Below are 26,216 nucleotides of genomic sequence, written 5' to 3' on the forward strand. Positions count from 1 at the left end.
GGGCTCAGCCGCGCCCGATATAGGGCATGGCGCTGGCCATGACGGTCATGAACTGCACATTGGCCTCGAGCGGCAGCGAGGCCATGTGCAGCACCGAGGACGCCACGTTCGCCACGTCCATCACCGGCTCCACCGCCATGGAGCCATCCGCCTGCGGCACGCCCTTGGTCATCTTGGCGGCCATGTCCGTCAGCGCATTGCCAATGTCGATCTGGCCGCAGGCGATGTTGTAGGGCCGCCCGTCCAGCGACAGCGACCGGGTCAGCCCGGTGATCGCGTGCTTGGAGGCAGTATAGGGCGCCGAACCCCAGCGCGGCACGTAGGCCGAGACCGAGCCGTTGTTGATGATCCGCCCGCCCTGCGGGTCCTGCCGCCGCATCCGCCCGAAGGCGGCGCGGGCACAGATGAACGAGCCGGTCACGTTGATCTCGAGGCAGCGCCGGAAATCCTCCACCGGGATCTCGTCCACGGGCCCGCCCATGACGGACACGCCGGCATTGTTGAACAGGCAGTCGATGCGGCCCCAGGTCTCGAGCGCGCGGTCGAAGGCGGCCTCGACCTGCGCCTCGTCCACCACGTCGCAGGGCAGCGCCAGCGCGTTCTCGTGGCTGTCGGCCATCTCGGCCACCGTGGCCTCGGTCCGGCCGACAATGCCGACATTCCAGCCCGCCGCGAGGAAGGCCTCGGCCGTGGCCTTGCCGATGCCGCGGGCCCCGCCGGTGATGATGATCGTCTGCGCCATCGCGCGTCTCCTTTGGTCGTCAGGTCGTGAGGGGCGCCAAATCCTGTGCACAGGATTTGCAAATTCCATGCATGGAATTTGCCGGCGCCCGGTTCAGTGGTTGTCGCGCGGCAGGTCCCGGCCCACCTTCTGGTAGGCGGTGGCCAGCTCCAGGCACCCCCCCTCGGCCAGCTGGCCGACATGGGTGCGGTAGATCTCCTGCCACGGCGTCTGGCTGCGGATCTCGGGGAGCTGCCACTCGGCCTTGCGGCGTGCCCATTCGACCTCGTCCACCAGCGCGTTCATCGACGAGTCGTTCAGGTCCAGCCGCACCCGGTCGCCGGTCTGCAGGTAGGCCAGCCCGCCGCCGACCACGGATTCGGGCGAGGCGTTCAGGATCGAGGGGCTTTCCGAGGTGCCGGACTGGCGCCCGTCCCCCACGGTGGGCAGGTGGTTGATGCCCGCCTTGATCAGCGCGTCGGGCGGCTGCATGTTCACCACCTCGGCCGAGCCGGGATAGCCCACGCAGCCCACGTTGCGGATGAACAGGATGCAATCCTCGCCGATCTCCAGCGCGGGGTCGTTGATCCGGTCGTGGTAATCCTCGGGCCCCTCGAAGACGATGGCGCGCGCCTCGAACGTGTCCTCCTTGCCGGGCTCCGACAGGAAGCGGCGACGGAAATCCTCCGAGATCACGCTGGTCTTCATCAGGGCGCTGTCGAAGAGGTTGCCCGAGAGCACCTTGAATCCGGCCTTGGTGCGCATCGGCGCGTCATGGGTCTTGATCACCTCGGTATCGGCGCTCTCGATCCCGGCCAGGTTGACGCCCATCGTGTTGCCCGTGGCCGTCATCGCACCGCCATGCAGCCGCCCGGCCTTCATCAGCTCGCCCATCACCGCCGGCACGCCGCCCGCGCGGAAGAAGCTTTCGCCCAGGTATTCGCCCGCCGGCTGCATGTTGACCAGCAGCGGCACGTCGAAGCCCACCGTCTCCCAGTCCTTGACGTTCAGGTCGACCCCGGCATGGCGTGCCACGGCCTGCAGGTGCGGCGGCGCGTTGGTCGAGCCGCCGATCGCCGCGTTGACGACGATGGCGTTCTCGAAGGCCTCGCGGGTCAGGATGTCGGAGGGCTTGAGGTCGTCCAGCACCATCTGAACGATGCGCCGGCCGGTCTCGAAGGCCATGCCCATGCGCTCGCGGAAGGGCGCCGGGATCGCCGCGTTGCCAGTCAGCGACATGCCCAGCGCCTCGGCCATGGCGTTCATCGTGCTGGCCGTGCCCATCGTGTTGCAATGGCCGAGGCTGGGCGCCGAGGAGCAGACCCGGCTCATGAACTCCTCGTAGTCGATCTTGCCCTCGGCCAGCAGGCGGCGGCTTTCCCAGACGATCGTGCCCGAGCCCGCGCGCTTGCCTTTCCACCAGCCGTCCAGCATCGGCCCGCCATTGAGCGCGATGGCCGGCAGGTCCACCGTGGCGGCCCCCATCAGCATGGCCGGCGTGGTCTTGTCGCAGCCCGTCGTCAGCACCACCCCGTCGATCGGGTAGCCATGCAGCACCTCGACGAGGCTGAGATAGGCCAGGTTGCGGTCCAGCGCCGCGGTCGGGCGCTTGCCGGTCTCCTGGATCGGGTGGACCGGGAATTCCATCGGCACGCCACCGGCATCGCGGATGCCCGCCTTGATCCGGTCCATCAGGAAGACATGGATCTTGTTGCAGGGGGCAAGGTCGCTGCCGGTATTGGCGATCCCGATCACCGGCCGGTCGCCCTGCAGCTCGTCACGCGTGTATTCCTGGTTCTGGTAGCGCTCGAGATAGAGCGCCGTCATGCCCGGGTTGTTCGGATTGTCGAACCATTCCTGCGAGCGGAACCGCTTGTTCGCGCGTGTGTCTGACATCTTGGTCTCCTCGGCTGCGCGGCCATCGAATCTGGGCCGCGGATTGCTGGACACAGCTTTCCTGTTTGGTATACCAAATGCAAGGCATTGAGCGCATCCCCTGCGCCACCGGAGACAAGCACATGCAGCACGCCGCCGCGGCCCTTCTGGCCCTCGCCCTTGCCGGCCCCGCCGCAGCGCAGGAGCCCGAGCGGATCGATCCCGCGGCCACGCGCGCCTGTGTCGAGGAGGCCTTGGCGCGCGGGGCCGCCCCCACGGGCTGCGTCGAGGCGGCGCATGCGCCCTGCCTGGCCGTCCCGGCCGAGACGAAGATGGTCGCCTCCTTGTGTTTCGAGACCGCGCGGCAGGACTGGTCCGGGGCGATCGCCGCGCGCATGGCCACGCTGCGCGAGACGGCGCCCGAGCAGATCGCGGCGCTGGCCGGGATCGAGGTCAAGTACGACCTGCTGGCCAGCCTGCTGCAATGCGACCGGCTGGAAGAGCTTGCCCGCCTGCGCGAGACCCCGGCCGAGGACGTGCTGCTGCAGGAGGCGCGCTGCGCCGCCACCGCCGCCGGGCTGGCCTATATCCGGCTGGTGGCCCGCCTGCCCGATCCCGGGACCGGGCAGGACTGACAAGGCAGGAACCCGCAGGGGTGCGGGCGGCGGTCTTGGACCGGCCCGCTGGGCCGGCGCCTAGCGCTTGGACGCCTCCTCCTCCAGGTCGACCCCGTTCAGGCGCGCCACGTGATCGGCCAGCATCGGCACGTAATCCTGCGCATGGCCGATGGCCTCGGCATGGGTCAGGTACTGGTGCGTGGCCGAGGCGATCAGCGACAGGGCCCCGGCCTCGGCCGCCATGCTGTTGGCATAGCGCACGTCCTTCGAGCCGTTCTCGATGGTGAACTTGTGCGCGTCGCGGTCGCGATCCACCGCGTAGGACATGAAGGTATCGAAGAATCCGTTGCCGAGACGGCTGGACCCGATCACCTTCTGCACCGTGGCCGGCGCGATGCCCACCTTGGCGCCCAGCGCCGTGACCTCGGCATAGAGCGCGGCATAGGACATCGAGATCAGGTTCATCAGCAGCTTCATCTTGTGCCCGTCACCGACCCCGCCCACGTGGTTGATGTTGCCCGCCCAGCAGGACAGGATCGGCTGGACGCAGTCGAACACCTCGGCCTCGGCGCCGACCATCGTGTCCAGCGTGCCGGCCTCGGCCTCTTTCGGGGTGCGGCCCAGCGGCGCGTCGACCATCTTGCCGCCCGCCTCGCCCAGAGCCGCGGCCAGCGCCAGCGTCACGTTCGGATCCGAAGTCGAGCAGTCGATGACGATCAGCCCGGGCCGCGCCCCGGCGAGGATGCCGTCGGGCCCGTGAAATACGCTTTCCACCTGCGGCGCGTTGGACAGGCAGAGATGGATCACGTCGCAGCGTTCCGCCATCTCGCGCGGGCTGCCCACCTCGGTGGCGCCCTGCCCCACAAGGTCCTCCACCGGCGCGCGGTTGCGGTTGCCCTTGATGACCAGCGGATAGCCGGCCTGCAGGATGTTCTTTGCCATGCCGTGGCCCATCAGGCCCACGCCGATGAAGCCGATCGTCGGTTTCTCGCTCATCTTGTCCTCCCGTAGAAATCGCCTTGCGGGCCCTGTCGCCCGCGTCCGCTCAGAGGCTGGCGGTGATGCCGCCATCCACGAACAGCGTGTGCCCGTTGACAAAGCTTGCCGCGTCCGAGGCAAGGAAGACGCAGGCGCCGACCAGCTCCTCGACCCGGCCCCAGCGGCCGGCGGGAGTGCGCTTTTCCAGCCAGGCGCAGAACTCGGGGTTCTCGACCAGCGCCTTGTTCAGCGGCGTGTCGAAATAGCCCGGCGCGATGGCATTGCAGTTCAGCCCGTGCCGCGCCCAGTCGGTGGCCATGCCCTTGGTCAGGTTGGTCACCGCCCCTTTCGAGGTCGTGTAGGGCGCGATGCCGGGCCGGGCCAGCGCGCTCTGCACCGACGCGATGTTGATGATCCGCCCCGCGCCACGGTCGATCATGTGGCGCGCCACGGCCTGCCCCACGTAGAAGACCGAGTTCACGTTGGTGCGCATCAGCCGGTCGAAATCCTCGGTCGGGAACTCCTCGAGCGGGGTGCGGTGCTGCATCCCGGCATTGTTGACGAGGATGTCGATCGGCCCGTTGTCGGCCTCGTAGCCATCCACGGCCTCGCGCACGGCCTGTGCATCGGTCACGTCGAAGACCAGCGTGTCGACGCTCGCACCCTCGGCGCGCAGGGCCTCGGCCGCCTCCTCCAGCCGCTCGGGGTTGCGCGCGTTCAGCACCACGGTGGCGCCGGCCGCGGCCAACCCGCGCGCCAGTGCCAAGCCGATGCCCATGGACGACCCGGTCACCAGAGCGCGGCGGCCGGTCAGATCGAACAGTGTCATGATCCCTCCCTGACGGTCCGGCCGCGATGCCCCTGCAGGCATTGACAATCCCGGGCAGACCCTTTTTCTTCGCAAATGGTATACCATTCGGGCCGGCGTGCAACCATCCCGCCCGCAGGGAGGAACACCCATGTCACCAAACGGCGCCCGGGCGCGGCAGGCACAGGCTGGCCCGCCATGCTGAGCTTCGCCGCCGCGGTCTTTTTCCTGATCGTCACGCCGGGCCCCGGCGTGCTGTCCACCGCCGGGCTGGGCGCGGCCTACGGGTTTCGCGCGACGCTGGCCTATGTGCTGGGGCTGTTCATCGGCACCAATATCGTGGCGCTGGCGGTGATCACCGGCGTGGCGGCGGTGGTGCTTTCCGTGCCGGTCGTGCGCAGCGTGCTGATGGTGGCCTCGATCGCCTATCTCGTCTACCTCGCGTCGCGCATCGCCTTTGCCGGCACGCGCGTCGCCTTCATAGAGGCCAAGGCGCCGCCCGCCCTCGCCGCGGGGCTGGCACTGCAGGCGATCAACCCCAAGGCCTACGCGGTCAACACCACGCTCTTCGCGGGCTTCCCCTTTGCCGGAACCAGCCTCGCGGTCGAGACCGCCTCGAAGCTGGTCATCGTCAACGCAATCTGGATCCCGATCCATCTCGCCTGGCTCTGGGCCGGGGCCAGCCTGCACCGGCTGAACCTGTCGGACCGCACCCAGCGCCGCATCAACTACCTCATGGCCGCCTCGATGCTTGCCGTCGTCGCGCTGGCCATCGCTTCGGGACTGAACAACCATGCCGCATGAGACCGCGCTGTCGCGCCTGGCCGCGCTTCTAGGTGACCGGCTGGTCAACTCGCAGGCCGATCGCCGCCTGCATGGCCAGAACGAAAGCCATTACCCCGAGGCCCTGCCCGAGGCCGTCGCCTATCCCGAGAGCACGCAAGAGGTGTCGGAGATCCTGACGATCTGCCACGAGACCGGCTGCCCGGTCACAGCCTGCGGCGCGGGCTCCTCGCTCGAAGGCCAGCACCTGCCGCTGCAGGGCGGGATCAGCCTGGACATGGGGCGCATGAACAAGGTGCGGGCGATCAGCGCCGAGGATCTGAACTGTACCGTGCAGCCCGGGCTGACACGGCAGACGCTGAACACGGCGCTGCGCGACACGGGGCTGTTCTTCCCGGTCGATCCGGGGGCGGATGCCACGCTGGGCGGGATGGCGGCGACGCGGGCCTCGGGCACCACGGCGGTGCGCTACGGCACGATGCGCGATGCGGTGCTGGCGCTCGAGGCGGTGATGGCCGACGGCACTGTGATCCGCACCGGCAGCCGGGCGCGGAAATCCTCCACCGGCTACGACCTGACCCACCTGCTGGTGGGCTCCGAGGGGACGCTGGGCATCATCACCGAGCTGACGCTGCGCCTGCAGGGCCAGCCCGAGGCGATCTCGGCCGCGACCTGCCATTTCGACAGCATCGAGGACGCGGTGAACTGCGTGATCCTGACGATCCAGTCGGGCCTGCCCATGGCGCGGATCGAACTGCTCGACCACATGATGGTGCGCGGCTTCAACCTGCATGCCGGCGCCGGGCTGCCCGAGAAGCCGCACCTGTTCCTGGAGTTCCACGGCAGCGCGGCCAGCGTTGCCGAGCAGGCCGAAAGCTTTGCCGGGATCGCGGCCGAGTTCGGCGCCGATGGCTGGCAGAGCGCGACACGGCCCGAGGACCGCACCGCGCTCTGGCGCATGCGCCACAATGCGCATTACGCCTCGGCCGCGCTGCGCAAGGGCGGGCGCGTCTGGGCCACCGATATCTGCGTGCCGATCTCGCAGCTGGCCGAAGGGGTGCTTCAGGCGCAGTGCGATGCCGAACGACTGGGGCTGAGCTGCACGATCGTGGGCCATGTGGGCGACGGCAATTTCCATGCCGGGCTCTCCGTGGACCCCGACGATCCCGCCGAGATGGCCCGCGCGGCCGAGTTCAGCCATGCGCTGGGAGAGACCGCGCTGCGCCTTGGCGGCACCGTCAGCGGCGAGCACGGGATCGGCATCGGCAAACAGGGCTTCATGGCGGCCGAACACGGGCCGGCCCTTACCTACATGCGCGCCATCAAGCAGGCCTTCGACCCCAACGGCATCCTCAACCCGGGCAAGATGCTGCCCGACGGACCGGCCTGACCATGGCTTCCTCGTCCGACCCATCCATCCGCGCCGACCAAATTCCTTGGGAAGGAATTTGCAAAAATTTTTCTCAAAATTTTTGCTCCGCCCGGCTCAACCGCAGGAGATCCGCATGACACCGATTGCCCCGCCCCCACCCGACGCCACGCTGGTCGGCCGCATCCACCGCCCCGGCATCGGCCCCGCCCTCGTCACCCTGCGCGAGGGATCCGTGATCGACATCACCTCGCGCGAGACGCCGACGCTGCGCGACCTGCTGGAACAGGATGATCCCGTCTCGATCGTCCGGGGCGCGCCGGGCGAGGATCTGGGGCCGCTGTCGGATCTCGACCCGGCCGTGACATGGCTCGCCCCGCCCGACCTGCAGACGATCAAGGCCTCGGGCGTGACCTTTGCCGACAGCATGGTCGAGCGTGTCATCGAGGAACAGGCCGCGGGCGATCCCGACAGGGCGGACGCGATCCGCAAGAAGGTCCGCACGGCGATCGGCGACAGTCTCTCGGGCATCACGCCGGGCAGCGAGAAGGCGGCCGAGGTGAAGCGCCTGATGCAGGCCGAGGGGCTCTGGTCGCAATATCTCGAGGTGGGGATCGGCCCGGATGCCGAGGTCTTCACCAAGTGCCCGCCCATGGCCGCCGTGGGCCATGGCGCCGAGGTCGGGCTGCACCCGATCTCGTCCTGGAACAACCCCGAGCCCGAGATCGTGCTGGCGGTCAATTCGCGCGGCACGATCCTGGGCGCGACGCTGGGCAACGATGTCAACCTGCGCGATGTCGAGGGGCGCTCGGCGCTGCTGCTGGGCAAGGCCAAGGACAATAACGGCTCTTGCGCGATCGGCCCCTTCCTGCGCCTCTTCGACGACGGCTATTCCATGGCCGACGTAGAACGGGCCGAGCTGACCCTGAAGGTCACCGGCGAGGACGGGTTCGTGCTGGACGGGCATTCCTCGATGACGGCGATCTCGCGCCGGCCGGCCGACCTCGTGGCGCAGACCATCGGGCGGCATCACCAGTACCCTGACGGGGTCTTCCTGTTCCTTGGCACGCTTTTCGCGCCCGTGCAGGATCGCGACGCGCCCGGACAGGGCTTCACCCACAAGCTGGGCGACGTTGTCTCGATCCGCGAGCCGCAGCTGGGCGAGCTGGTCAACACGGTGCGCCTGTCGACCGAATGTCCGCCCTGGACCTTCGGGACCGCGGCGCTGATGCGCAACCTTTCGGAACGGGGGCTGCTGTGAACTATCTGGGCATCGGGGAAATCATGGTCGAGCTGGCGCCGGCCGAGGCAGGGTTCTTCCGGCGCGGCTTTGCCGGCGACACGTTCAACACGGCCTGGTACGTGCGGCGCCTGCTGCCCGCCGACTGGGACGTAAGCTATGCCACCTGGGTGGGCAAGGACGCGATCTCGGACGAGATGCTGTCCTTCATCGCCGAACAGGGCATCGGCACGGAGACGATCCGCCGGGTGCCGGACCGGACGGTCGGGCTCTACATGATCCAGACCCGCGACGGCGAGCGCAGCTTCACCTATTGGCGCGGGCAATCCGCGGCGCGCGACCTGGGCCAGGATGCCGACTGGCTGGACAGCGTTCTGGCCGGGCGCGACATGGTGCAGTTCTCGGGCATCACGCTGGCCATCCTGCCACCCGAGGCGCGACAGCGCTTCTGCGCCGCGCTGGAGCGCGCGCGCAAGGCCGGCGCACATGTGGCCTTCGACACCAACCTGCGCCCGCGGCTCTGGGAAAGCCCGGCCGCCATGGCCGAGGGGCTGACGCTGGGCGCCTCGGTCTCGGACACGGTCATGCCCTCCTTCGACGAGGAGGTGCTGGCCTTCGGCGACACCACCCCCGAGGACACGATCGCGCGCTACCGCGCGGGCGGCGCGCGCTGCGTCGCCGTCAAGAACGGGTCCGAGACCTGCCATGTCTGGTCCGAGGACGAGGGCCTGGTCCGGCACGACCCGCCCGCCATCGCGAAAGTGGTGGACAGCACCGCGGCCGGCGACAGCTTCGGCGCGGGCTTCCTGGCCGCGCGGGCGACCGGCGCGCTGCTGGCCGAGGCCACGCGGCGTGCGGCCGAACTGGCGGCCGAGGTCATCCAGCGCCGTGGCGCGCTGGCCCCTGAAATATTCGAAGGAGACGATACATGAAGGTCCTGATCATCGGCGGCGGCGGAGTCGTCGGGCAGAAACTAGGCAAGGCGCTGGCCGCGCGCGGCGAGCTGCGCGGTGCGCCGATCTCGCGCCTGGTGCTGGCGGACATGGCCGAGGCCCCGGTCTTCGACGCCCCCTTCCCGGTCGAGACCGCGACCTGCGACATCTCGGATCCCGCCTCGATGGAGCGGGTGATCGACGCGGACACGGACGTGATCTTTCTCCTGGCCGCGGTCGTCTCGGCCCAGGCCGAGGAGGATTTCGACCTCGGCTACCGGATCAATGTCGATGGCACGAAGAACGTTCTGGAACGCTGCCGCGCGCTGGGAACGAAGCCCGTCGTCGTCTTCACCTCGTCCATCGCGGTCTTCGGCGGCGAGGTGCCGCAGCCCTTCACCGATCACTCGGCGCTCAACCCGCAGATCTCCTACGGGGCGCAGAAGGCGATCGGCGAGATCCTGTTGAACGACTATTCGCGGCGCGGCTTCGTCGACGGGCGCGGCTTCCGGCTGCCCACGATCTCGATCCGGCCGGGCAAGCCGAACCGGGCGGCCTCGGGCTTCATGTCCTCGATCTTCCGCGAGCCGCTGCAGGGGCAGAGCGCCAATTGCCCGGTGGATCGCGATTTCCCGCATTTCTACCTCAGCCCGCGCAAATGCGTCGAGAACCTGATCAAGGGGGCCGAACTGGAGCAGGCGGCGCTGGGGAAATGCCCGTCGATGACCATGCCGGGCCGGGTCTGGACCATCGGCCAAATGGTCGACGCGATGACCGCCGTGGCCGGGCCGGAGCCCGCCAGCCGCATCACCTGGGAGCCGCAGCCCGAACTGGCCGCGATCCTCGAGGGCTGGCGCATGGACATCCGCCCCGAAAAGGCGCTGCAGCTGGGGCTGGAGGCCGATGAAAGCTTCGAGGACAATATCCGCTACTTCCTGGAAGACGACATCCAGCGCTGACCGGGGACACCCGCGCCTTTGGTGCAAGGCGGGATGCGTGCTATGATGCCGCGTCCCGTCGCCGGAGGTGTTCCATGCGCAACCTTCTTGCCGCCGCCCTGCTCTGGGCCACGCCCGCCCTTGCGACCGACTGCCTGTTCGTCGCGGTGCCCGAAGCGGGGCTGCCGGGCTTCAACGATGAGATCCTTTCGCTGCCCTCGGCGGCGGCCTGCATGGCGGCCTGCTCCGGGCGCAGCTGGTGCCGCAGCGTCGATTACGAGCGGGACGCCGGGCGCTGCTTCCTGCAATCGGCCGGGATGCAGGACGCCGATCTGAACCGTGCCTATGCCGGCGATCCCTACGACCATTTCACCTGCCTGACCCGCAGCGGCGGCGAGGACGAGCCGCCGCGCCCCGGCCAGGGTGCCTGCAGCTTTGTGGCGGTGCCCGATGCCGGCATCCCGGGCCACAATACCGAGACGCTGGCCGATCTGTCACTGGCGCAATGCCAGGCCGCCTGCGCGACCCGCGACTGGTGCCGCAGCATCGACTACGAACGCGCCACCGGTACCTGCTACGTGCAGGACGTGGGTATGCGCGAGGCGGCGCTGAAACATGATTATGGCGGCGATCCCTATGACCACTACACCTGTGATCGCCGGTGATCGCGTGGCGCGGGACGGGGTCGCCCGTCCCGCGCGCGGTCTCAGTTGACCGGGGTCTTCAGAGGCTCGCCGCGCAGGAAGCAGGCGACGTTTTCCAGCTGCAGCTCGGCCATGGCCGTCCGCGTCTCGACCGTGCCCGAGCCCTGGTGCGGCTGCAGCACCACGTTGGGCAGGCGCAGGAAGCGCTTGTCGATGTTCGGCTCGTTCAGGAAGACGTCCAGCCCGGCCCCGGCGATGCGCCCCTGTTCCAGCGCGTCGAGCAGCGCGGCCTCGTCCACCGTCGTCCCGCGCGAGATGTTGATCACAACGCCGCGCGGCCCCAGCGCGTCGATCGCGGCCTTCGAGACGTAATTCTCGGTCTCGGGCCCGCCGACCAGCGCGATGACAAGGAAATCCACCGCCTCGGCCAGCCCCACAACGTCGGCATGGTAGGTCCAGCCCGGCGTCTCCTTCTCGGCGCGCGAATGGTAATGGATGTCCATCTTGAACGCCGCCAGCCGGTCGGCGATCTCGCGCCCGATCCGGCCCAGACCGACGATGCCCACGCGCGAGCCCGACAGCTTGCGGTTGAGCGGCATCTCGCCCTGCTCGGCCCAGCGCCCGGTCAGCACATGCGCATGGCCCAGCACCATGGAGCGCGCCTGCGCGATCATCAGGCCCACGGCGATGTCGGCCACATCGTCGGACAGCACGTCGGGCGTGTTGGTCACCGCGATGCTGCGGGCGCTGGCCGCGTCCACGTCGATCGCGTCATAGCCCACGCCGTAATTCGCGATCACCCCCAGCTGCGGAAAGAGGTCCATCTCGGCCGCGCCGAAGGGCTTGTGCCCCTTGTAGGCGATGGCCTTGATCCCGGCGCGCAGGCCGTTCTCGATGCTGCCCATCTCGTCGGGCCCGTTCACGAAGGCCGCGGGGAAGGCCCCCGCAAGCCGGTCGCGTTCCTCGGGCTTGAAGCCCGCGCCGCAGATCAGAAGTGGTGTTTCGCTCATCGGCTGCCCTTTCACAGTAGTTGTCGGATGCGCTCCAGCGCCTCGCGGATGTTCTCGGCCGAGTTGGCGTAGGAGAAGCGCAGATAGCCCTCGCCCCACGCGCCGAAGGAGGTCCCGGCCACCGTAGCGACCCCGGCCTCGTCGAGGAAGCGGTTCTGCGCCTCCATCGCGCTCAGCCCCGTGCCCTCGATATTGGGGAAGGCATAGAAGGCCCCGCCGGCATCGGCACAGCGCATGCCGGGCAGTGCGTTCAGCCCGTCGACGATGATCTGGCGCCGCGTGTCGAACTCGGCCACCATGGCATGCACCGCGTCCTGCGGCCCCTCCAGCGCCGCGATGCCCGCATGCTGCGTGGCCGCGTTGACGCAGGAATGGTCGTTGATGCAGAGCCGCGTGACATGGTCGACCAGCGCCTCGGGCCAGACCGCGTAGCCCAGCCGCCAGCCGGTCATGGCATAGGTCTTGGACCATCCGTCCAGCATGATCAACCGGTCGCGGATCTGCGGGTATTGCAGCAGGCTGACATGGTCGCGCCCGCCATAGAGCATGTTGGAATAGATCTCGTCCGACATCAGCGCGACCTGCGGGTGATCCTCCAGCCCTTTGACCAGCTTGTCGATCTCGGCGCGCGGCGTGACCCCGCCGGTCGGATTGGCGGGCGAGTTGATGATGATCAGCCGCGTGCGCTCGGTGATGCGGCCCAGCAGGTCCTCGGCCGAGAAGGCAAAGCCGTTCTTCTCCTCTAGCGGGATCGGCACCGGGGTGGCACCGGAATAGCGGATGACGGATTCGTAGATCGGGAAGCCGGGATTGGGATACATGATCTCGGCGCCCGGTTCGCCGAACATCAGGCAGGCAAAGAACATGGTGGGCTTGCCACCGGGCTGCACCACGACATGGTCGGGGTTCACCTCGACGCCGTGGCGACGGTTCAGGTCGGCGGCCACGGCCTCGCGCAGCGCGGGCAGCCCGTTGGCGGGTGTATAGCCGTGATGGCCGTCGCGCAGCGCGCGGATCCCCGCCTCGACGATATGCTCGGGCGTTTTGAAATCGGGCTGCCCGATGCCCAGGTTGATGATGTCGCGGCCTTCCGCGGCCAACTGGCCCGCGCGCGCCAGCACGACAAAGGCCGATTCCGTACCGAGGCGCGAGAGGCTCTCGGCGAGCTTGAGCTGTGTCATGGTCCCTCCGGTCTTGCCGTTTGGTATACCAAGCCCGCGCGGAAAGGGAAGCCCCGGGCCCGGGGACCGCGGCGGGCTCAGGCGTCGGGGGCGGGACGGGGCCGGATCGAGGCGCGCTCGACGAAGCGGGCGCTGACGATGCGGTGTTCGCGCGGGCGACGGCCCGCTTCGATGCGTTCGGTCAGCATGTCGATCGCGTTCAGCACGACCTGGCTCGCCTCGGCGCGGAAGGTGGCCAGCGGATGGCTGGACCAGCCGGTCGCCTCGATCCCGTTGAAGCCGATCACCCCCGTCTCCGGCACATCGCGGCCAAGGTCATGGCGCAGCGCGTCCAGCGCCCCGAGGCCCAGCAGGTCGTCGGCGCAGAACACGGCGTCAAGCTCGGGATGGGTCCGGAACAGCTCCAGCGCACAGGCCTGCCCCTGCCCGTAGGCATAGCGCTCGGCCCGGGCGATGCGGGGCGTGATCCCGGCCGCCTCCAGCACCTCGGTAAAGCCGGCCTGCCGGTCGCGCGAGGTCGAGACATGCGGCGCAAGGCCAATGAAACCCGGCGCGCGGTAGCCGCGGTCCAAGAGTTCACGCGCCGCCTGCGCCCCGCCGCCGACATTGTCGACAAAGACCGAGTCGATCTCGCGGTCGCCCTGGTAGCGGCCGAAGGCCTGGATCAGGTGGATTTCCGAGTCGTGGATGCGCTCGAGAAAGACCTCGTCCACGGTGGAGCTGGCCACGATCACCCCGTCCACCTTGTATTGCAGGATCAGGTTGACCGCCTCGCCCCAGTCGAAATTCCCCTTGAGGTTGAAGGTCAGCGGCAGCAGCCGCTGGTCCTGCAGCTCGGTGGTGAAGACATCGATGACCGAGTTGATGAACGGGTTGCCGAAGGCATTGGTGACCAGCGCGATCATGTGCGACCGCCCGGTGGCAAGGCTGCGCGCCAGCACGTTGGGCTGAAAGCCGACCTCGCGCGCGGCCTTCAGGATCTTCTGCCGGGTCGTCTTCGAGACCGAGCCGCCGGGCGTGAAGGCGCGCGACACGGCCGAGGTCGAGACATTCGCCCGCCGCGCCACGTCGCCCAGCGTGGCGCGCCGCACCTTGGGGGTATCATCGGGATCGGGCATGGTGCGTACCTCTGCAATGGCCGGGCGGACGGGCTTTTCCGGGCAGTCTTCTGCGGCGCGACGGGCCGGCCTGCAAGGCCTTGCAGAGGGATGCGCCGTCCCGGCCCCGCATTGCGCGTCAGAGATCGTGCCAGGTGCCGCCGGCCTCGTGGCTGTCGGCGCAGGTCTCGACAAAGCGCACACCGCGCGCGCCATCCTGCACGTCCCACGCGGCGATGGCGCCTTCCTCCAGCGCCAGCCCGTGCCGGCGCGCCGCGATCGACAGAGCGATCTCGGAATAGAGATTGGCCCAGGCGTCGCTCACCGCCTCGCCCAGCCCGCGCGGCAGATGCGCCATCCCCGCGGCGCCCGGGCGCATGCCGGCGCCCTGCCCGCGATGGATGATCTGGTCGGGCGCGTCCAGCGGGCTGTGGCGCAGCTGCTCGAGGAATTCATGGTCCCAGCTCAGCCCGCCCCGCTCGCCCCAGATTCGGAAGCGCAGGCCGCAATACTGGCCGGGCGCCGCCTGCGTGACATGCAGGAGCCCGGGCACATCGCCATCAAGGCGCAGCGTGATGAAGGCCGTGTCCTCCAGCGCTTTCTCGACCCCGCAGACATGGAAATCGGCCTTGAGCGCACGGGCCCGCAGCCCGGTGACATATTCCAGCAGGTGGAAGGCATGGGTGCCGATATCGCCCACGGCCGAGGAGCGCCCCGCCTTGGTCGGATCCATCCGCCAGACCTGCCCCTTATGCGCCGGATCGGCCGGGCCGGTGGCCCATTCCTGCAGGTACTCGACATGCACCTGCCGGATACGCCCGATGGCGCCGTCACGGATCATCTCGGCCGCCTGCCGGGCCATGGCGTGATGCGTGTAGGGGTAGCTGACATAGAGCCGCGCCTCCGTCTCAGCCTGCAGCGCCACCAGATGCTCGGCATCGTCCAAGGTGGTGGTCAGAGGCTTGTCGCAGATCACGTCGATCCCGGCCCGCAGGAACCCCGCGGCAATGTCGTGATGGGTGTGGTTCGGCGTGCAGATCGCGACGGCGTCGATCCCGTCGGGGCGTGCAGCCTCGTTCCGGGCCATCTCGCGCCAATCGGCAAAGCTGCGCTCAGCCGGGATCAGCCAGTCGCGCGCCGATTGCGCGGCGGTCTCGGGGTCCGAGGACAGCGCGCCGGCAACGATCTCCCATTGGTTCGACAGACGCGCGCCGGCGGCATGCCATTGCCCGACCAGCCCGCCACGCCCTCCACCGACGAACCCGAGCCTCAGGCGGCGTCCGATGACGGGGCGCCGCAGCGCGATTGGGTCGGTTCGAGGCATGGCGCGCGCTCCTGCATCGTGTGGCGTTGTCCGGGGTGCCTGCCCCCGGCCCTGCCCCAGAGTAGAGCGGCGCCAACCAATTTTGCAACCGGTTTCAATCCGGCAGGTCCCCCGCGCCGGCCAGCATCGGCGGCAGCATCACGCGCAGCGGCGTGCCATCCGCGGGCATCGGCACCGCGCCCTGGCTGTGCACCGACAGGAAGACCTGCACCGCGTGGCGGATGTCATCGGTCAGCTCGTGATAGAGCACGGCATCGAGATCGCCCGCCGCCAGCAGGGCGCGGTTCTCGGGGTCGAAATCATGGCCGATCATCACCGGGCGCGGCAGGCCCAGCCGCGTGAAAGCCCGCACTAGCGCCCGGTTGTCGCCGCCGATGGAATAGAGCCCCGCCGCCGGATCCTCGCGCGACGCCGCCGCCACGCGTGGCGCAAAGCCCGGCCCTTCCCCGCCCTGTACCAGCAGGGTCAGCCGCGCCGCGGGGCAGAGCCGTGCCATGGCCGCGCGGAACCCGGTCTCGCGCTCGGCCTCGCCGCGGAAGGCGGCGTTGCGCTTGGTCAGGATGACATGCGGCGCGGGCTCGGGCGCCAGCCATTTGTGCATCAGCCAGGCCGCGGTCTGCCCGGTGCAACGGTTGTCGAGCCCGGCATAGCCGATCCGGGCCGAGCCGGGCATGTCCGTGGCCAGAGTGACCACCGGGATTTCCTCGGCGGTCAGCCGCGCCACCGCGTCCCGGATCGGCGCGGCCTCGGGCGCCATCAGGATCACCCCGTCGCTGCGCAGCCGCAGCGCCTGGTCCAGCCGCGCCACGATCGCCTCGATGGGAAAGCGCGCGCGCAGGTCGGTCCGGGCGCGGAAGATCGCGGTCTGGATCAGCGGCAGTTCGCGCCGCAACGCCTGTTGCAGCGCATCGAGGAAGGCTTGCGGCGCCTCGACCACGAGGTCGATCATCAGCTTGCGCCCCGACATGGAGAGCTGCGCCTCCTGCGCTTCCAGCTCGCGGATGGCAGCATGCACGCGGTTCGCGGTCTGCCGGCGCACGCCCGGCCGGGCGTTCAGCACGCGGTCCACCGTGGCGGTGCTGAGCCCGGCCTGGTGGGCGATTTCCTTGATGGAGAACGGGTGGGACATGGGACGGCCGGCGCGTGTTGATGGGTTTTTGATGGTTCTGCCCCACGACCGGGGCGGGAATCGAGCCTAATCTGGGCAGGCACTACGTGAACAGGGAGGAAAACCGATGCTTGACCAACAGACCAGCCGCGCGCCGGTATGGCTTGATGACAGCGCTTGCGACATCGAGGCGTTCAAGCGCCATGTCGCGCAACAGACGACGGCGGCGGATCACCCCCATGCCGCCGAGATCGCCAGCAACATCCCCGTCTATGACGGCGACGCCATGCGCGCGGCCCTGGCCGACCCGACCCGGGCGCGCAGCGTGATGGCCGAATGGAACCGGTCGTTCCAGTCCGGCCCCGGCATCATCGCCATCCGCAAGGGCTATGACGACCCCGCGCTGGTGGATGCGGTCACCGAAGAGCTGAACGCGATCATCAAGGCCGAGGAGGCCGGCAGCACTGGCAAGGGCGACCATTTCGCCACCGCCGGGGCCAACAGCCGGATCTGGAACGCGCATGAAAAGCTGTGCATCCAGGCGCCGGGGCTTTATGCGCGCTACAACTCGAACGAGCTGACCCGCGCGGTCAGCGAAAGCTGGCTGGGCTCGGGCTACCAGATCACCTTCCAGGCCAATGTCGTGCGGCCGGGCGGCAAGGCGCAGACCGCGCATCGCGACTATCACATGGGTTTTCAGGATGTCGAAACGCTCAAGGGCTACCCGGCCTCGCAGCACGCGCTGTCGGCCTGCCTGACCCTGCAGGGCGCGGTCGCGCATAGCGACATGCCGATCGAAAGCGGGCCGACCAAGCTGCTGCCCTATTCGCAGAGCTACCTGCCCGGCTACATCGCCGTGCTGCTGCCCGAGTTCCGCGCCTTATTCGAAGAAGCCCATGTGCAGCTGCCGCTGGAGAAGGGTGACATGCTGTTCTTCAACCCCGCGACCTTCCACGCGGCGGGCGAGAACAAGACCGAAACCATCCAGCGCTTTGCCAACCTGATGCAGGTCGGCTCGGCCTATGGGCGCTCGATCGAGATCGTCGACCGCAGCCGCATCACGCTGGCCGTCTACGAAGAGCTGAAGGCGCTCAAGGAGAGCGGCGCGCTGGACGCGCGCGGTGTCGACAACGTGGTGGCGGCCACGGCCGAGGGCTATCCCTTCCCGGCCAATCTCGACATCGATTCACCGCTGAGCGGCATGGCCCCACCCAGCCAGCAGGACGTGCTGCGTCAGGCGCTGGCAGAGGGCTGGGATCTGGCACAGCTGAAGCAGGCCATCGCCGAGCAGGACGGGCGCAAACGCTCTCACTGATCGGTGGCGGGCGGCACCAAGGTGTCGCCCACCGCCTCGGGCGTGCCGCCACGGGCGAGGTGCAGGTGCCTGTCGGCCTGCACCGCGTGCCACGGCCCCACCGTCCCGTCGGGCCAGCGCACGCGCAGCCGGGCGCCCCGCGCTGCGCCCAACCCAAAATGCTGGTAGCCCATCTGCCCGCCGGCATGGCCCCCGCCCACCGTGATCTCGCGCAGCTGCCGCCCCGAACCGGTCTCCAGCTCGATCCGCGCGCCCACCGCGTCGACATTGCCCGCGTCCTGCGACAGGCGCAGCTTCAGCCAATGTCCCGTGGGCTTTGTCACGTTCCGGTAAAGCTTCAAAGCCGCGCGTCGCTGCACCACGACAAGGTCGAGCCGCCCGTCACGGTTCAGGTCCACCAGCGCGCCGCCACGGCCCCGATCGAAGGAGCCGATGCCCGCCACGTCGCCTTTCTCGACGAATTGCCCGTCGGGCCCCTGCATCAGCAGGTTGTCGGGGTCGCGCACGGCGATGGACGGCATCTGGTTCACGTTGCCCTTGGCGATGAAGAGATCGTCCCGCCCGTCATTGTCCACGTCGCCGAACTGCACGTGCCAGCCGGTGCTGGGCCGCCCCTCGTCGCCCATGTAGGGCACGTGTGCCGTGGTACCGCGCGCATAGGCGATGGAGGCAAAGCCGGGCGCAGTCCCGTCGCCCTGCAACTGGAACAGCTTCTGATCAGCCATGCTGGTCACGGCGATCTCGGGGCGCGCATCGCCGGTGATGTCCCGGCTGGCGATCCCCATGCCCCAGAGCTTGTAGGGCTGCCAGCCCTCGTCGGGGCCATAGGCGCTCAGTTCGGGCCAGGCGCGGAACAGCTGTTCCCGCCCGTCATGCACGTAGTAATGCCGGTCATTGCTGATCCACAGGTCCTGCCTGCCGGTCCCGCTCCAGTCGGTGAACAGCATGGAGAGCGTGCAATAGCCCGGGGCGATCGTCTCGGGCGCCGCATAGCGCTGACCCGCGGGCCGCAGCAGGATATGATCGTCACAGGTGCCGAACGGCCCCTCGGGATCGGCACGATCGACGTAATTGCCCACGGCCAGCGTGGGCCATGCCTCCCCCGGCCCCCAGGCTGCCGAGAAGGCGGTGGTCCATCCCGCGCCCGGGGCAAGCCCCCAAGCCTCGGGCGCAGGCGTGAAGCGGCAGTCGCCCTGCCCGCGCAGCACGGCATTCTCGCCCGCGCGCAGGACGAACAGGTCCTGATGCCCGTCGCCGTTGATATCCAGCGGGTAGGCGCCGATCACGCCGCTCAGGTCCAGCTCCGGCGCCTCGGCCAGATCGAAGCGTGGCGCATCGCCGGGCGCCCCGGTCCGGTTGACGAAGAGATGCGAGCGCGCTTCGCCCCCCGCGGCGTAGAGATCGGGATAGCCGTTGCCGTCACAGTCGAACACCGCGACGCCGCCGCCCACGAAATGCGCCCAGCCCCCGTCATAGACATGGGACGCGGGCAGCGTGTCGCTGAGGTCGGTGAAGGCCGGGTCGGCCGCCACCGCCGTGCCGGCCAGCAGGGCAGCAGCGGCGGCGCGCCTACGCATCCTCGGTCGAGACGATCCCCGGTGCATAGCTTCCATCCGGCAGCTTGCCGAGGATGACCATCTGCAGCACCTCGTCCTTGTCGGTCTCGTCGGTCGAGCCGGTCCAGACATGCCGGCCGTTCTTCATCACCGAGATCCGGTCAGACAGGTCGAACACGTCATGCAGGTCGTGGCTGATCATCACGATGGCGATGCCCTCGCGCTTGAGCGCGCGGATCAGGTCCGAGACCATCTGCGTCTCGTGCGGGCCGAGCGCCGCGGTCGGCTCGTCCATGATGATGATGCGGGCGTTGAACTGCAGCGCGCGGGCGATGGCGACCGACTGGCGCTGGCCGCCCGACAGGTTGATGACCGGGTCCTTGAACTTGCGGAATTGCGGGTTCAGCCGCTTCATCACCTTCATGGCCGCATGTTCCATGGCCGGCTCGTCCAATGCGCCGAACCGGGTCAGGATCTCGCGCCCGAAGAAGATGTTGGCCGCCGTGTCCAGGTTGTCGGCCAGGGCCAGCGTCTGGTAGATCGTCTCGATCCCCAGCTCCTTGGCGACCGAGGGGTTCTCGATCTGCACCTCCTTGCCGTCGATGCGGATCGTGCCGCTGTCGACCTGGTAGGCGCCCGAAAGCATCTTGATGAAGGTCGACTTGCCGGCCCCGTTATGGCCCAGCAGGCCGACCACCTCGCCGGGATAGAGATCGAGGCTCATGTCCTCGACCGCGTGAATGCCGCCGAAGCGCTTGTAGATGTTGTGCATTTCCACGATGGGTTTCATCTGCATCGCCCCCTCACACGCGGCGTTTCTGGTAGATGACGTCGAACCAGACGGCGAAGATCAGCACGCCGGCCATGATCATCTGCTGCGGCGCGCTCTGCACCCCCAGCAGGACCATGCCGTTCTGAAGGCTCTGCATCAGCACGGCGCCGATCAGCGCGCCGACAATGGTGCCGACCCCGCCCGACAGCGACGTGCCCCCGATCACCGCGGCGGCGATCACCTGCAGCTCCAGCAGCTGGCCGATGCTCAGCGGCGCGGCGTTCAGGCGCGCGGTCGAGATCATCGCCCCCAGCGCGGTCAGCCCGCCGATCAGCGCAAAGCTGGCAATGACCACGCGGCGGGTGTTCACCCCGGCCAGCTGTGCCGCCTCGGGGTTGCCGCCATAGCCGTAGATGTAGCGCCCGAAGCGGGTCATGTTGGCGACGTAGATCATCACGCAGGCCACCACGATCAGGATCAGCACCGGCACCGGGATGCCACGACCGGCCTCGGAGCGGGGGAAGGTATAGGCGTTCATCGTCATGACGAAGGCGGCGATCAGCACGCCCGCGGCAGCGATGATGGCCACGTCCAGCGCCATCGGCTTGACGCCGAAATCCAGCGCCTTGCGGCGGCGGCGGTTCCAGAGCGTGATCGCGGTGATGGCGCCGAAGCCGATCAGCCCAACGATCCAGCTCCAGGTCTCGCCGATGGAGCCGCCGCCCACCACGCTGTAGGTCGAATCGAGCGGCGTGACCGTGCGCCCCTTGGTGAAGAGCCACCCGGCGCCGCGCCAGAACATCAGCCCGCCCAGCGTGACGACGAAGGCGGGAATGGCAAAGCGCGCGATCAGCCAGCCCTGCGCGCCGCCGGCGGCACAGCCGACCGCCACCATGACCACCATCGAGATCCACCAGCTGTGGGTGCCCTCCAGCGGCAGAAGCTCGGTCTGCACGAACCCGCCCAGGATGCCCAGGAAGGCCAGCAGCGAGCCGACCGACAGGTCGATGTTGCGCGACACGATGATCAGCACCATGCCGGTGGCCAGGATGGCCGTCACGCTGGTCTGGACCGACAGGTTGTAGATGTTGCGCGGCGACAGGAAGATGCCGCCGCTGGCGATCTGGAAGAAGATCCAGATCGCCGCCACGGCCCCCAGCATGGCCAGAAGCCGCGTGTCGATCTGTGATGCCGAGGCGGCGGTCCTGAGCCTGTGGCCCAGCCCGTCGCGCGGTTTCGTTGCGACCTCGTCCATGAAGTTCCCCCCTGACGTCCAAGCGTTTTCGCGATTGTTCCAAGCGTCCTGTCACGACTATTGCAACCGGTTGCATTTCGTGTCAAGCTTTCCTCCGTACCGCGGAGGGGTACGCGACCAGAACAGGGAGGAAGACATGCAGAGAACAGGAATTTCCGGCGTGGTGCTGGGCGCCGCGACGGCGCTGGGCCTGGTGGCCGGGCCGGCGCTGGCTCAGGATCCGATCACCGTGGGGGTGAGCTGGTTCAAGTTCGCCGACGAGCGCTGGGTCATCGACGAGGCCGGCATCAAGTCCGTGCTGGAAGAGGCCGGCGCCGAGTACATCTCGGCCGATGCGAACTTCTCGCCTGAGAAATCCGTCGCGGATATCGAGAACCTCATCACCCGCGGCGCCGACGTGCTGATCGTGATGTCGGGTGTCGCGGACGCGGTCGGCCCGGTGGTCAACCGCGCGCTGGCCGAGGGCATCCCGGTCGTCGCCTATGACCAGCTGATCGAGGTGCCGGGCACCTTCTACGTCTCCTTCGACGCACGCTCGGTCGGGCAGGAGCTGGCCAACGGCATGCTCGAGGTCGCGCCCGAGGGCAACTACGCCATCATCAAGGGCGATGACGGCGATCCCAACACGCACCAGATGTTCGGCGCCTACCAGCAGGTCATGCAACCGAAATACGACGCAGGCGAGATCACCGTCGTCGGTGAGCAATTCATCGACGGCTGGCGCCCCGAGACCGCCAAGGACACGATCGAGCAGATCCTGACCGCCAATGACAACGACGTGGACGCGGTCATGGTGATGAATGACGGCATGGCCAGCGGCGTCGCCCAGGCGCTGGAAGAGCAGGGTCTCGACATCCCGCTCTCGGGCCAGGACGGTGCGCCGGGCGCGCTGAACCGCATCGCGCGCGGCCAGCAGACCTTCACCATCTGGAAGAACGCCTTCGACCTGGGCGCAAAGGCCGCCGAGGTGGCGCTGCAGCTGGCCGAGGGCAACGAGGTCGAGGGCGCCGGCACCTTCGACGGCGGCCCGCAGGGGGTCGAGCTGGACGCGATCCTGCTGCCGGTCGAGCGCATCGACGCAACAAACCTCGACCGCACGGTGGATGTCGGCTGGGCCACGGTCGACCGCATCTGCGCCGGCGTCGGGGACAACGCGCCCGCTATCTGCCAGTAACCTCCCGCTCGCAGATCGGCCGCAAGGCGCTTCGACCCCGGTCGAAGCGCCTTTTTCTTTGGCCCCGCGTCAGACGGTCACCGGCTCGCTGCGCCCCGAGGCCAGCGCGCGATAGGCCGCCTCGGCCAGCGCCAGCGCGCGCAGCCCGTCATCGAAGACCGGCACCTCCGCCCCCTGCCCCGTCACGAGGTCGACGAAGGCCTCCAGCTGCAGGGCAAAGGCCTCGCGGTAGCGCTCGATGAAGAAGTTCAGGTAGGGCGTCTGCGCGGCGGTCGCCGTGGCGCCGAACCGCAGCAGGCCATGTTCCGTGCGGTTGGCGCTTTGCAACATGCCCGCGCTGCCCATCGCCTCGACCCGCTGGTCATAGCCATAGGGCGCCTGCCGGGCATTGTTCAGCATCACCTGCCGGCCGGGCGCGGTGCGCATGACGATCATGGCGCAATCCACCTCGTCGATCTTGCGCAGGTCAGGGTCGATCAGCGGTGCGCCGGTGGCCCAGACCTCGACCGGTTCATCCTCGCCCAGCATGAAGCGCGCAAGGTCGAAATCATGGATGGTCATGTCGCGGATCATGCCGCCCGCGCCCAGCAGGTAGTCGCGCCCCGGCGGCGAGGGATCGCGCGAGGTCACGATCAGCTGCACCAACTTGCCGATTTCGCCCGCCGCCAGCGCGTCGCGCAGCGCCCGGTGGCCCGGATCGAAGCGCCGGTTGAAACCGATCTGCACCGGCACATCCGTGCCCGCGATCGCCGCCTCGCAGGCCTTCACCCGCGCGAAATCGAGGTCGATGGGTTTCTCGCAGAGCACCGGCTTGCCCGCCGCCACGGCCGCCTCGATATAGTCGGCATGGGTGGCCGTGACCGAGGCCACGATGACCGCGTCGATGGCGGGATCGGCAAAAATCGCCTCGGGCGATTCGGCCAGCGCGGTGTCACTGTCACCGCGCACCGCCTCGGCCGCCGCGGCATGGACGTCATGCACGCAGGCCAGCCGGCTGCGTGGGTAGGCCCGAACGATCTCGGCATGCATGCGCCCGATCCGGCCGCATCCGATAAGTGCGATGTTCAGCATGTCTCTCCTCCTTTCACGCGCCACGACGCGCAGCTGCGCGCCCGTGCCGCCCCTGTTGACCCTCGGCAAATCCGCAGGACCGATTGCAATCGGTTGCACACCATTGCAGCATGGGTCCGATGACCCTGCCCCTTCCTCCGGGAGCCCTTGCATGAAAGCCCATCTCCTGGCCCTCCTTCTGCCGGCAGCCGCCTGGGCCGATCCCCTGCCCGCGCCGCTCGACCCGGCCGATTTCGACTCCGCCCCGGCGGCCGAGCTGCGGTTGGGCCAGCTGCTGTTCTACGATCCGATCCTGTCAGGCAACCGCACCGTCTCCTGTGCGACCTGCCATCACCCGAAGCTTGCCACCGGCGACGGCGTGGCGCTGGGGATCGGCGATGGCGGCACCGGGCTGGGCCCCGAGCGCCGGATCGACCCCGAGAACCCGCCCGAACAGCGCATCCCGCGCAACGCGCCGCCGCTGTTCAACCTCGGCCACCGCGACATCCACACGCTCTTTGCCGATGGCCGGATCGAGGCCGATCCCGACCGCCCCTCGGGGCTGCGCACGCCGCTCGAGGACGACATGGTCGCGGGGTTCGACGGCATCCTCTCGGCCCAGACCATGTTCCCCGTCCTCTCGCCCGACGAGATGGCGGGCCACTACGCCGAGAACGACATCGCGCAGGCGGTGCGGCAAGGCTTCCTGACCGGCGAGGACGGCGCGTGGAGCCTGATCTCGCAGCGCGTCGCCGGGATCCCCGCCTATGCCCGGATGTTCGCCGAGGTCTATCCCGAGATCGCCGCCGGCCGTCCCGTCGCCTTCACCGACATCTCGAACGCGATCGCGGCTTTCGTCGCCGTCGAATGGCGCGCCGATGACAGCGCCTTCGACCGACACCTGCGCGGCGAGGCAGAGCTGACCGGCGCCGCGGCCGAGGGCATGGCGCTGTTCTACGGGACGGCCCGGTGCAGCAGCTGCCATTCGGGGCCCCTGCTCAGCGACCAGGGCTTCCACGCCATGGGCACGCCGCAGCTGGGCCCGGGCAAGGCCGCGCGCTTCGAGACCCACCAGCGCGACACCGGGCGGATGCGCGTCACGGGCCGGCCCGAGGATGCCTATGCCTTCCGCACGCCCATGCTGCGCAACGTGACCGAGACCGGCCCCTGGGGCCATGCCGGGGCACATGACGACCTGCGCGCCTTCCTGCGCTTCCATGCCGACCCGGTGGCGGGGCTGGCAGCCTTCGACACCCGCGTTCCCCTGCCCGCGCCCGGGGCCTTTGCCGGCGACTGGACCATCCTCGAGACCGCTGCAGAGCGCGCCGCCATCGCCGAGGCGGTGCGCACGGCCCCGGTCACGCTGGACGAGGATCAGATCGACGCGCTCATGGCCTTCCTGCACGCGCTGCGCGACGAGACCGCGCTGGCCGGCCGGCTGGGCGTGCCCGAGGCCGTGCCCTCGGGCCTGCCGGTCGACTGAACGCGCGCTAGAGCGCGGCGTCGGGCGTCGGCGGATCATCATAGGCGCCCCAGATCGACTGGTCGAAATTCACCATCGAGCCGGTCATCAGCCCTGAGTCCGGCCCGGCCAGGAAAGCCACGGCGCGGGCCACCTCCTCGGGGGCGATCAGCCGGCCAAAGGGTTGCCGCGCCGCGGCCTCCTCCAGCCAGTTCTCGGCGGCGCCATGGTATTCCTTCTGGATCCGGTCCTCGCCATCCGAGGCCATCCAGCCGATATTGAGCCCGTTCACCCGGATCCGGTCCCGCATCAGCCCGTAGGCGGTGTTCTTGGTCAGCGTCGCCAGCCCGCCCTTCGAGGCGCAATAGGCCGCGATGAAGGGCTGCCCGGCCAGCGAGGACATCGAGGCGATATTGACGATCGCCCCGCCCGTGCCCTGCCGCCGCATGATCTTGGCGGCCTCCTGCATCAGGAAGAAGGGCGCGCGCATGTTGACCGCGATCATCGCGTCGAACAGCTCGGGCGAGGTGTCGAGGATGTTGCCCCGGTCGGTCAGCGCCGCGGCGTTGACCAGGATATCGACCGCGCCGAAAGCGGCATCGGCGGTCGCGATCACCTTGCGGCAGGCCTCGACATCCGACAGGTCGGCCTGCGTGAAGCGCATCTCGCAGCCCGTGGCCTCGGCGATCTCGCGCGCAACCCGCTCGCCCTTCTCGGTATTGCGCCCGCAGGTGACGATGCCGGCGGCGCCGCGCTCGGCCAGGACCCGCGCCACCGCGGCCCCTAACCCCTGGCTGCCGCCGGTCACCACCGCGTATTTTCCCTTGAAATCCGCCATCCGGTTCTCCTCCCCTGGCTTTGGTCACGTGGCACGGCCGGGCCGAAGACCCGCCGCGTGCCTTCAGTCTTCCGGTCCGATTTGTTTTAGGATGTTTATTGTTTGTTGTTTGATTGGGTTGATTGTTTGTTTGAGGATGTCGTTTCGGTCGAAGGTTTGCGGGTTGTCC

Annotated in this window: 24 protein-coding genes; 10 read left to right on the top strand and 14 right to left on the bottom strand. The window is 68.7% G+C overall.

Annotated features, from left to right (window positions below):
- Positions 1 to 4 precede the first annotated feature (4 nt).
- Positions 5 to 742, bottom strand: a complete 738-nt coding sequence (locus tag AVJ23_RS05930; protein ID WP_058861227.1) for an SDR family oxidoreductase — start codon at positions 740 to 742, stop codon at positions 5 to 7.
- 93 nt (positions 743 to 835) lie between these two features.
- Positions 836 to 2,617, bottom strand: a complete 1,782-nt coding sequence (locus AVJ23_RS05935; RefSeq protein WP_058861275.1) for an IlvD/Edd family dehydratase — start codon at positions 2,615 to 2,617, stop codon at positions 836 to 838.
- A 77-nt stretch (positions 2,618 to 2,694) separates the two neighbouring features.
- On the opposite strand from AVJ23_RS05935, the gene AVJ23_RS05940 reads away from it, so the two are divergent.
- On the top strand, positions 2,695 to 3,231 hold the full coding sequence (locus tag AVJ23_RS05940; RefSeq protein WP_157772624.1) for a hypothetical protein: 537 nt from the start codon (positions 2,695 to 2,697) through the stop codon (positions 3,229 to 3,231).
- A 60-nt stretch (positions 3,232 to 3,291) separates the two neighbouring features.
- Here AVJ23_RS05940 and AVJ23_RS05945 read toward each other — a convergent pair whose 3' ends face one another.
- Together AVJ23_RS05945 and AVJ23_RS05950 are read right to left on the bottom strand one after the other, a co-directional pair.
- Entirely contained in the window at positions 3,292 to 4,209 is a 918-nt protein-coding gene (locus tag AVJ23_RS05945) for an NAD(P)-dependent oxidoreductase (protein WP_058861229.1), read from the bottom strand.
- 49 nt (positions 4,210 to 4,258) lie between these two features.
- Positions 4,259 to 5,020 carry an SDR family oxidoreductase gene (locus AVJ23_RS05950; RefSeq protein WP_058861230.1) on the bottom strand — a complete coding sequence of 254 codons (762 nt, stop codon included), beginning with the start codon at positions 5,018 to 5,020 and terminating at the stop codon, positions 4,259 to 4,261.
- Between the two features lie 177 nt (positions 5,021 to 5,197).
- Here AVJ23_RS05950 and AVJ23_RS05955 point away from each other — a divergent pair, with 177 nt between their 5' ends.
- The 6 genes from AVJ23_RS05955 to AVJ23_RS05980 all read left to right on the top strand — a co-directional run bounded on the left by AVJ23_RS05955 (position 5,198) and on the right by AVJ23_RS05980 (position 10,926).
- On the top strand, positions 5,198 to 5,803 hold the full coding sequence (locus AVJ23_RS05955; RefSeq protein ID WP_058861231.1) for a LysE family translocator: 606 nt from the start codon (positions 5,198 to 5,200) through the stop codon (positions 5,801 to 5,803).
- Complete coding sequence (locus tag AVJ23_RS05960; protein ID WP_058861232.1) at positions 5,793 to 7,172, top strand: FAD-binding oxidoreductase; 1,380 nt, start codon at positions 5,793 to 5,795, stop codon at positions 7,170 to 7,172. The genes AVJ23_RS05955 and AVJ23_RS05960 overlap by 11 nt, the downstream gene beginning before the upstream one ends.
- Positions 7,173 to 7,287: 115 nt before the next feature.
- Positions 7,288 to 8,412 carry a fumarylacetoacetate hydrolase family protein gene (locus AVJ23_RS05965; protein ID WP_058861233.1) on the top strand — a complete coding sequence of 375 codons (1,125 nt, stop codon included), beginning with the start codon at positions 7,288 to 7,290 and terminating at the stop codon, positions 8,410 to 8,412.
- 23 nt (positions 8,413 to 8,435) lie between these two features.
- The gene (locus tag AVJ23_RS05970; protein WP_058861276.1) at positions 8,436 to 9,323 is read left to right on the top strand and encodes a sugar kinase; all 888 of its coding nucleotides are present in this window, start codon (positions 8,436 to 8,438) and stop codon (positions 9,321 to 9,323) included.
- A complete protein-coding gene (gene denD / locus AVJ23_RS05975; RefSeq protein ID WP_058861234.1) occupies positions 9,320 to 10,282 on the top strand; it encodes a D-erythronate dehydrogenase in 963 nt (320 codons plus the stop codon). Before AVJ23_RS05970 ends, denD begins: the two co-directional genes overlap by 4 nt.
- A 74-nt stretch (positions 10,283 to 10,356) precedes the next feature.
- The gene (locus AVJ23_RS05980; RefSeq protein ID WP_058861235.1) at positions 10,357 to 10,926 is read left to right on the top strand and encodes a PAN domain-containing protein; all 570 of its coding nucleotides are present in this window, start codon (positions 10,357 to 10,359) and stop codon (positions 10,924 to 10,926) included.
- A 41-nt stretch (positions 10,927 to 10,967) separates the two neighbouring features.
- Here the strand turns inward: AVJ23_RS05980 and AVJ23_RS05985 are convergent, their stop codons facing one another.
- From AVJ23_RS05985 to AVJ23_RS06005, 5 genes are all read right to left on the bottom strand, one after another.
- Positions 10,968 to 11,915, bottom strand: a complete 948-nt coding sequence (locus tag AVJ23_RS05985) for a 2-hydroxyacid dehydrogenase (RefSeq protein WP_058861236.1) — start codon at positions 11,913 to 11,915, stop codon at positions 10,968 to 10,970.
- An 11-nt stretch (positions 11,916 to 11,926) separates the two neighbouring features.
- Positions 11,927 to 13,096 carry a pyridoxal phosphate-dependent aminotransferase gene (locus AVJ23_RS05990; RefSeq protein WP_058861237.1) on the bottom strand — a complete coding sequence of 390 codons (1,170 nt, stop codon included), beginning with the start codon at positions 13,094 to 13,096 and terminating at the stop codon, positions 11,927 to 11,929.
- A 77-nt stretch (positions 13,097 to 13,173) separates the two neighbouring features.
- Positions 13,174 to 14,214, bottom strand: coding sequence for a LacI family DNA-binding transcriptional regulator (locus AVJ23_RS05995; protein WP_058861238.1), 1,041 nt, complete (start codon positions 14,212 to 14,214; stop codon positions 13,174 to 13,176).
- A gap of 118 nt (positions 14,215 to 14,332) precedes the next feature.
- On the bottom strand, positions 14,333 to 15,517 hold the full coding sequence (locus AVJ23_RS06000) for a Gfo/Idh/MocA family protein (protein WP_058861239.1): 1,185 nt from the start codon (positions 15,515 to 15,517) through the stop codon (positions 14,333 to 14,335).
- Positions 15,518 to 15,611: 94 nt separating this feature from the next.
- Complete coding sequence (locus AVJ23_RS06005; protein WP_058861240.1) at positions 15,612 to 16,646, bottom strand: LacI family DNA-binding transcriptional regulator; 1,035 nt, start codon at positions 16,644 to 16,646, stop codon at positions 15,612 to 15,614.
- Positions 16,647 to 16,752: 106 nt separating this feature from the next.
- On the opposite strand from AVJ23_RS06005, the gene AVJ23_RS06010 reads away from it, so the two are divergent.
- Positions 16,753 to 17,940: a phytanoyl-CoA dioxygenase family protein gene (locus tag AVJ23_RS06010; RefSeq protein ID WP_058861241.1), complete on the top strand. Its 1,188-nt coding sequence runs from the start codon at positions 16,753 to 16,755 to the stop codon at positions 17,938 to 17,940.
- Here the strand turns inward: AVJ23_RS06010 and AVJ23_RS06015 are convergent.
- The 3 genes from AVJ23_RS06015 to AVJ23_RS06025 are packed head-to-tail and all read right to left on the bottom strand — an operon-like array spanning position 17,934 to position 21,523.
- Positions 17,934 to 19,517 carry a CRTAC1 family protein gene (locus AVJ23_RS06015; RefSeq protein WP_058861242.1) on the bottom strand — a complete coding sequence of 528 codons (1,584 nt, stop codon included), beginning with the start codon at positions 19,515 to 19,517 and terminating at the stop codon, positions 17,934 to 17,936. The genes AVJ23_RS06010 and AVJ23_RS06015 overlap by 7 nt on opposite strands.
- A complete protein-coding gene (locus AVJ23_RS06020) occupies positions 19,510 to 20,286 on the bottom strand; it encodes an ATP-binding cassette domain-containing protein (RefSeq protein ID WP_205626830.1) in 777 nt (258 codons plus the stop codon). Before AVJ23_RS06020 ends, AVJ23_RS06015 begins: the two co-directional genes overlap by 8 nt.
- A gap of 13 nt (positions 20,287 to 20,299) precedes the next feature.
- Complete coding sequence (locus tag AVJ23_RS06025) at positions 20,300 to 21,523, bottom strand: sugar ABC transporter permease (protein ID WP_058861244.1); 1,224 nt, start codon at positions 21,521 to 21,523, stop codon at positions 20,300 to 20,302.
- Positions 21,524 to 21,659: 136 nt separating this feature from the next.
- Here AVJ23_RS06025 and AVJ23_RS06030 point away from each other — a divergent pair, with 136 nt between their 5' ends.
- Positions 21,660 to 22,697: a substrate-binding domain-containing protein gene (locus tag AVJ23_RS06030; protein ID WP_058861245.1), complete on the top strand. Its 1,038-nt coding sequence runs from the start codon at positions 21,660 to 21,662 to the stop codon at positions 22,695 to 22,697.
- A 69-nt stretch (positions 22,698 to 22,766) separates the two neighbouring features.
- On the opposite strand, the gene iolG is transcribed toward AVJ23_RS06030, so the two are convergent.
- Positions 22,767 to 23,768: an inositol 2-dehydrogenase gene (gene iolG / locus AVJ23_RS06035; protein WP_058861246.1), complete on the bottom strand. Its 1,002-nt coding sequence runs from the start codon at positions 23,766 to 23,768 to the stop codon at positions 22,767 to 22,769.
- Positions 23,769 to 23,919: 151 nt separating this feature from the next.
- On the opposite strand from iolG, the gene AVJ23_RS06040 reads away from it, so the two are divergent.
- Positions 23,920 to 25,230: a cytochrome-c peroxidase gene (locus tag AVJ23_RS06040; RefSeq protein WP_058861247.1), complete on the top strand. Its 1,311-nt coding sequence runs from the start codon at positions 23,920 to 23,922 to the stop codon at positions 25,228 to 25,230.
- Between the two features lie 7 nt (positions 25,231 to 25,237).
- Here AVJ23_RS06040 and AVJ23_RS06045 read toward each other — a convergent pair whose 3' ends face one another.
- A complete protein-coding gene (locus AVJ23_RS06045; RefSeq protein ID WP_058861248.1) occupies positions 25,238 to 26,047 on the bottom strand; it encodes an SDR family oxidoreductase in 810 nt (269 codons plus the stop codon).
- Positions 26,048 to 26,216 lie beyond the last annotated feature (169 nt).

The organism is Pseudoponticoccus marisrubri (assembly GCF_001482405.1).
Taxonomy (GTDB): Bacteria; Pseudomonadota; Alphaproteobacteria; order Rhodobacterales; family Rhodobacteraceae; genus Pseudoponticoccus; species Pseudoponticoccus marisrubri.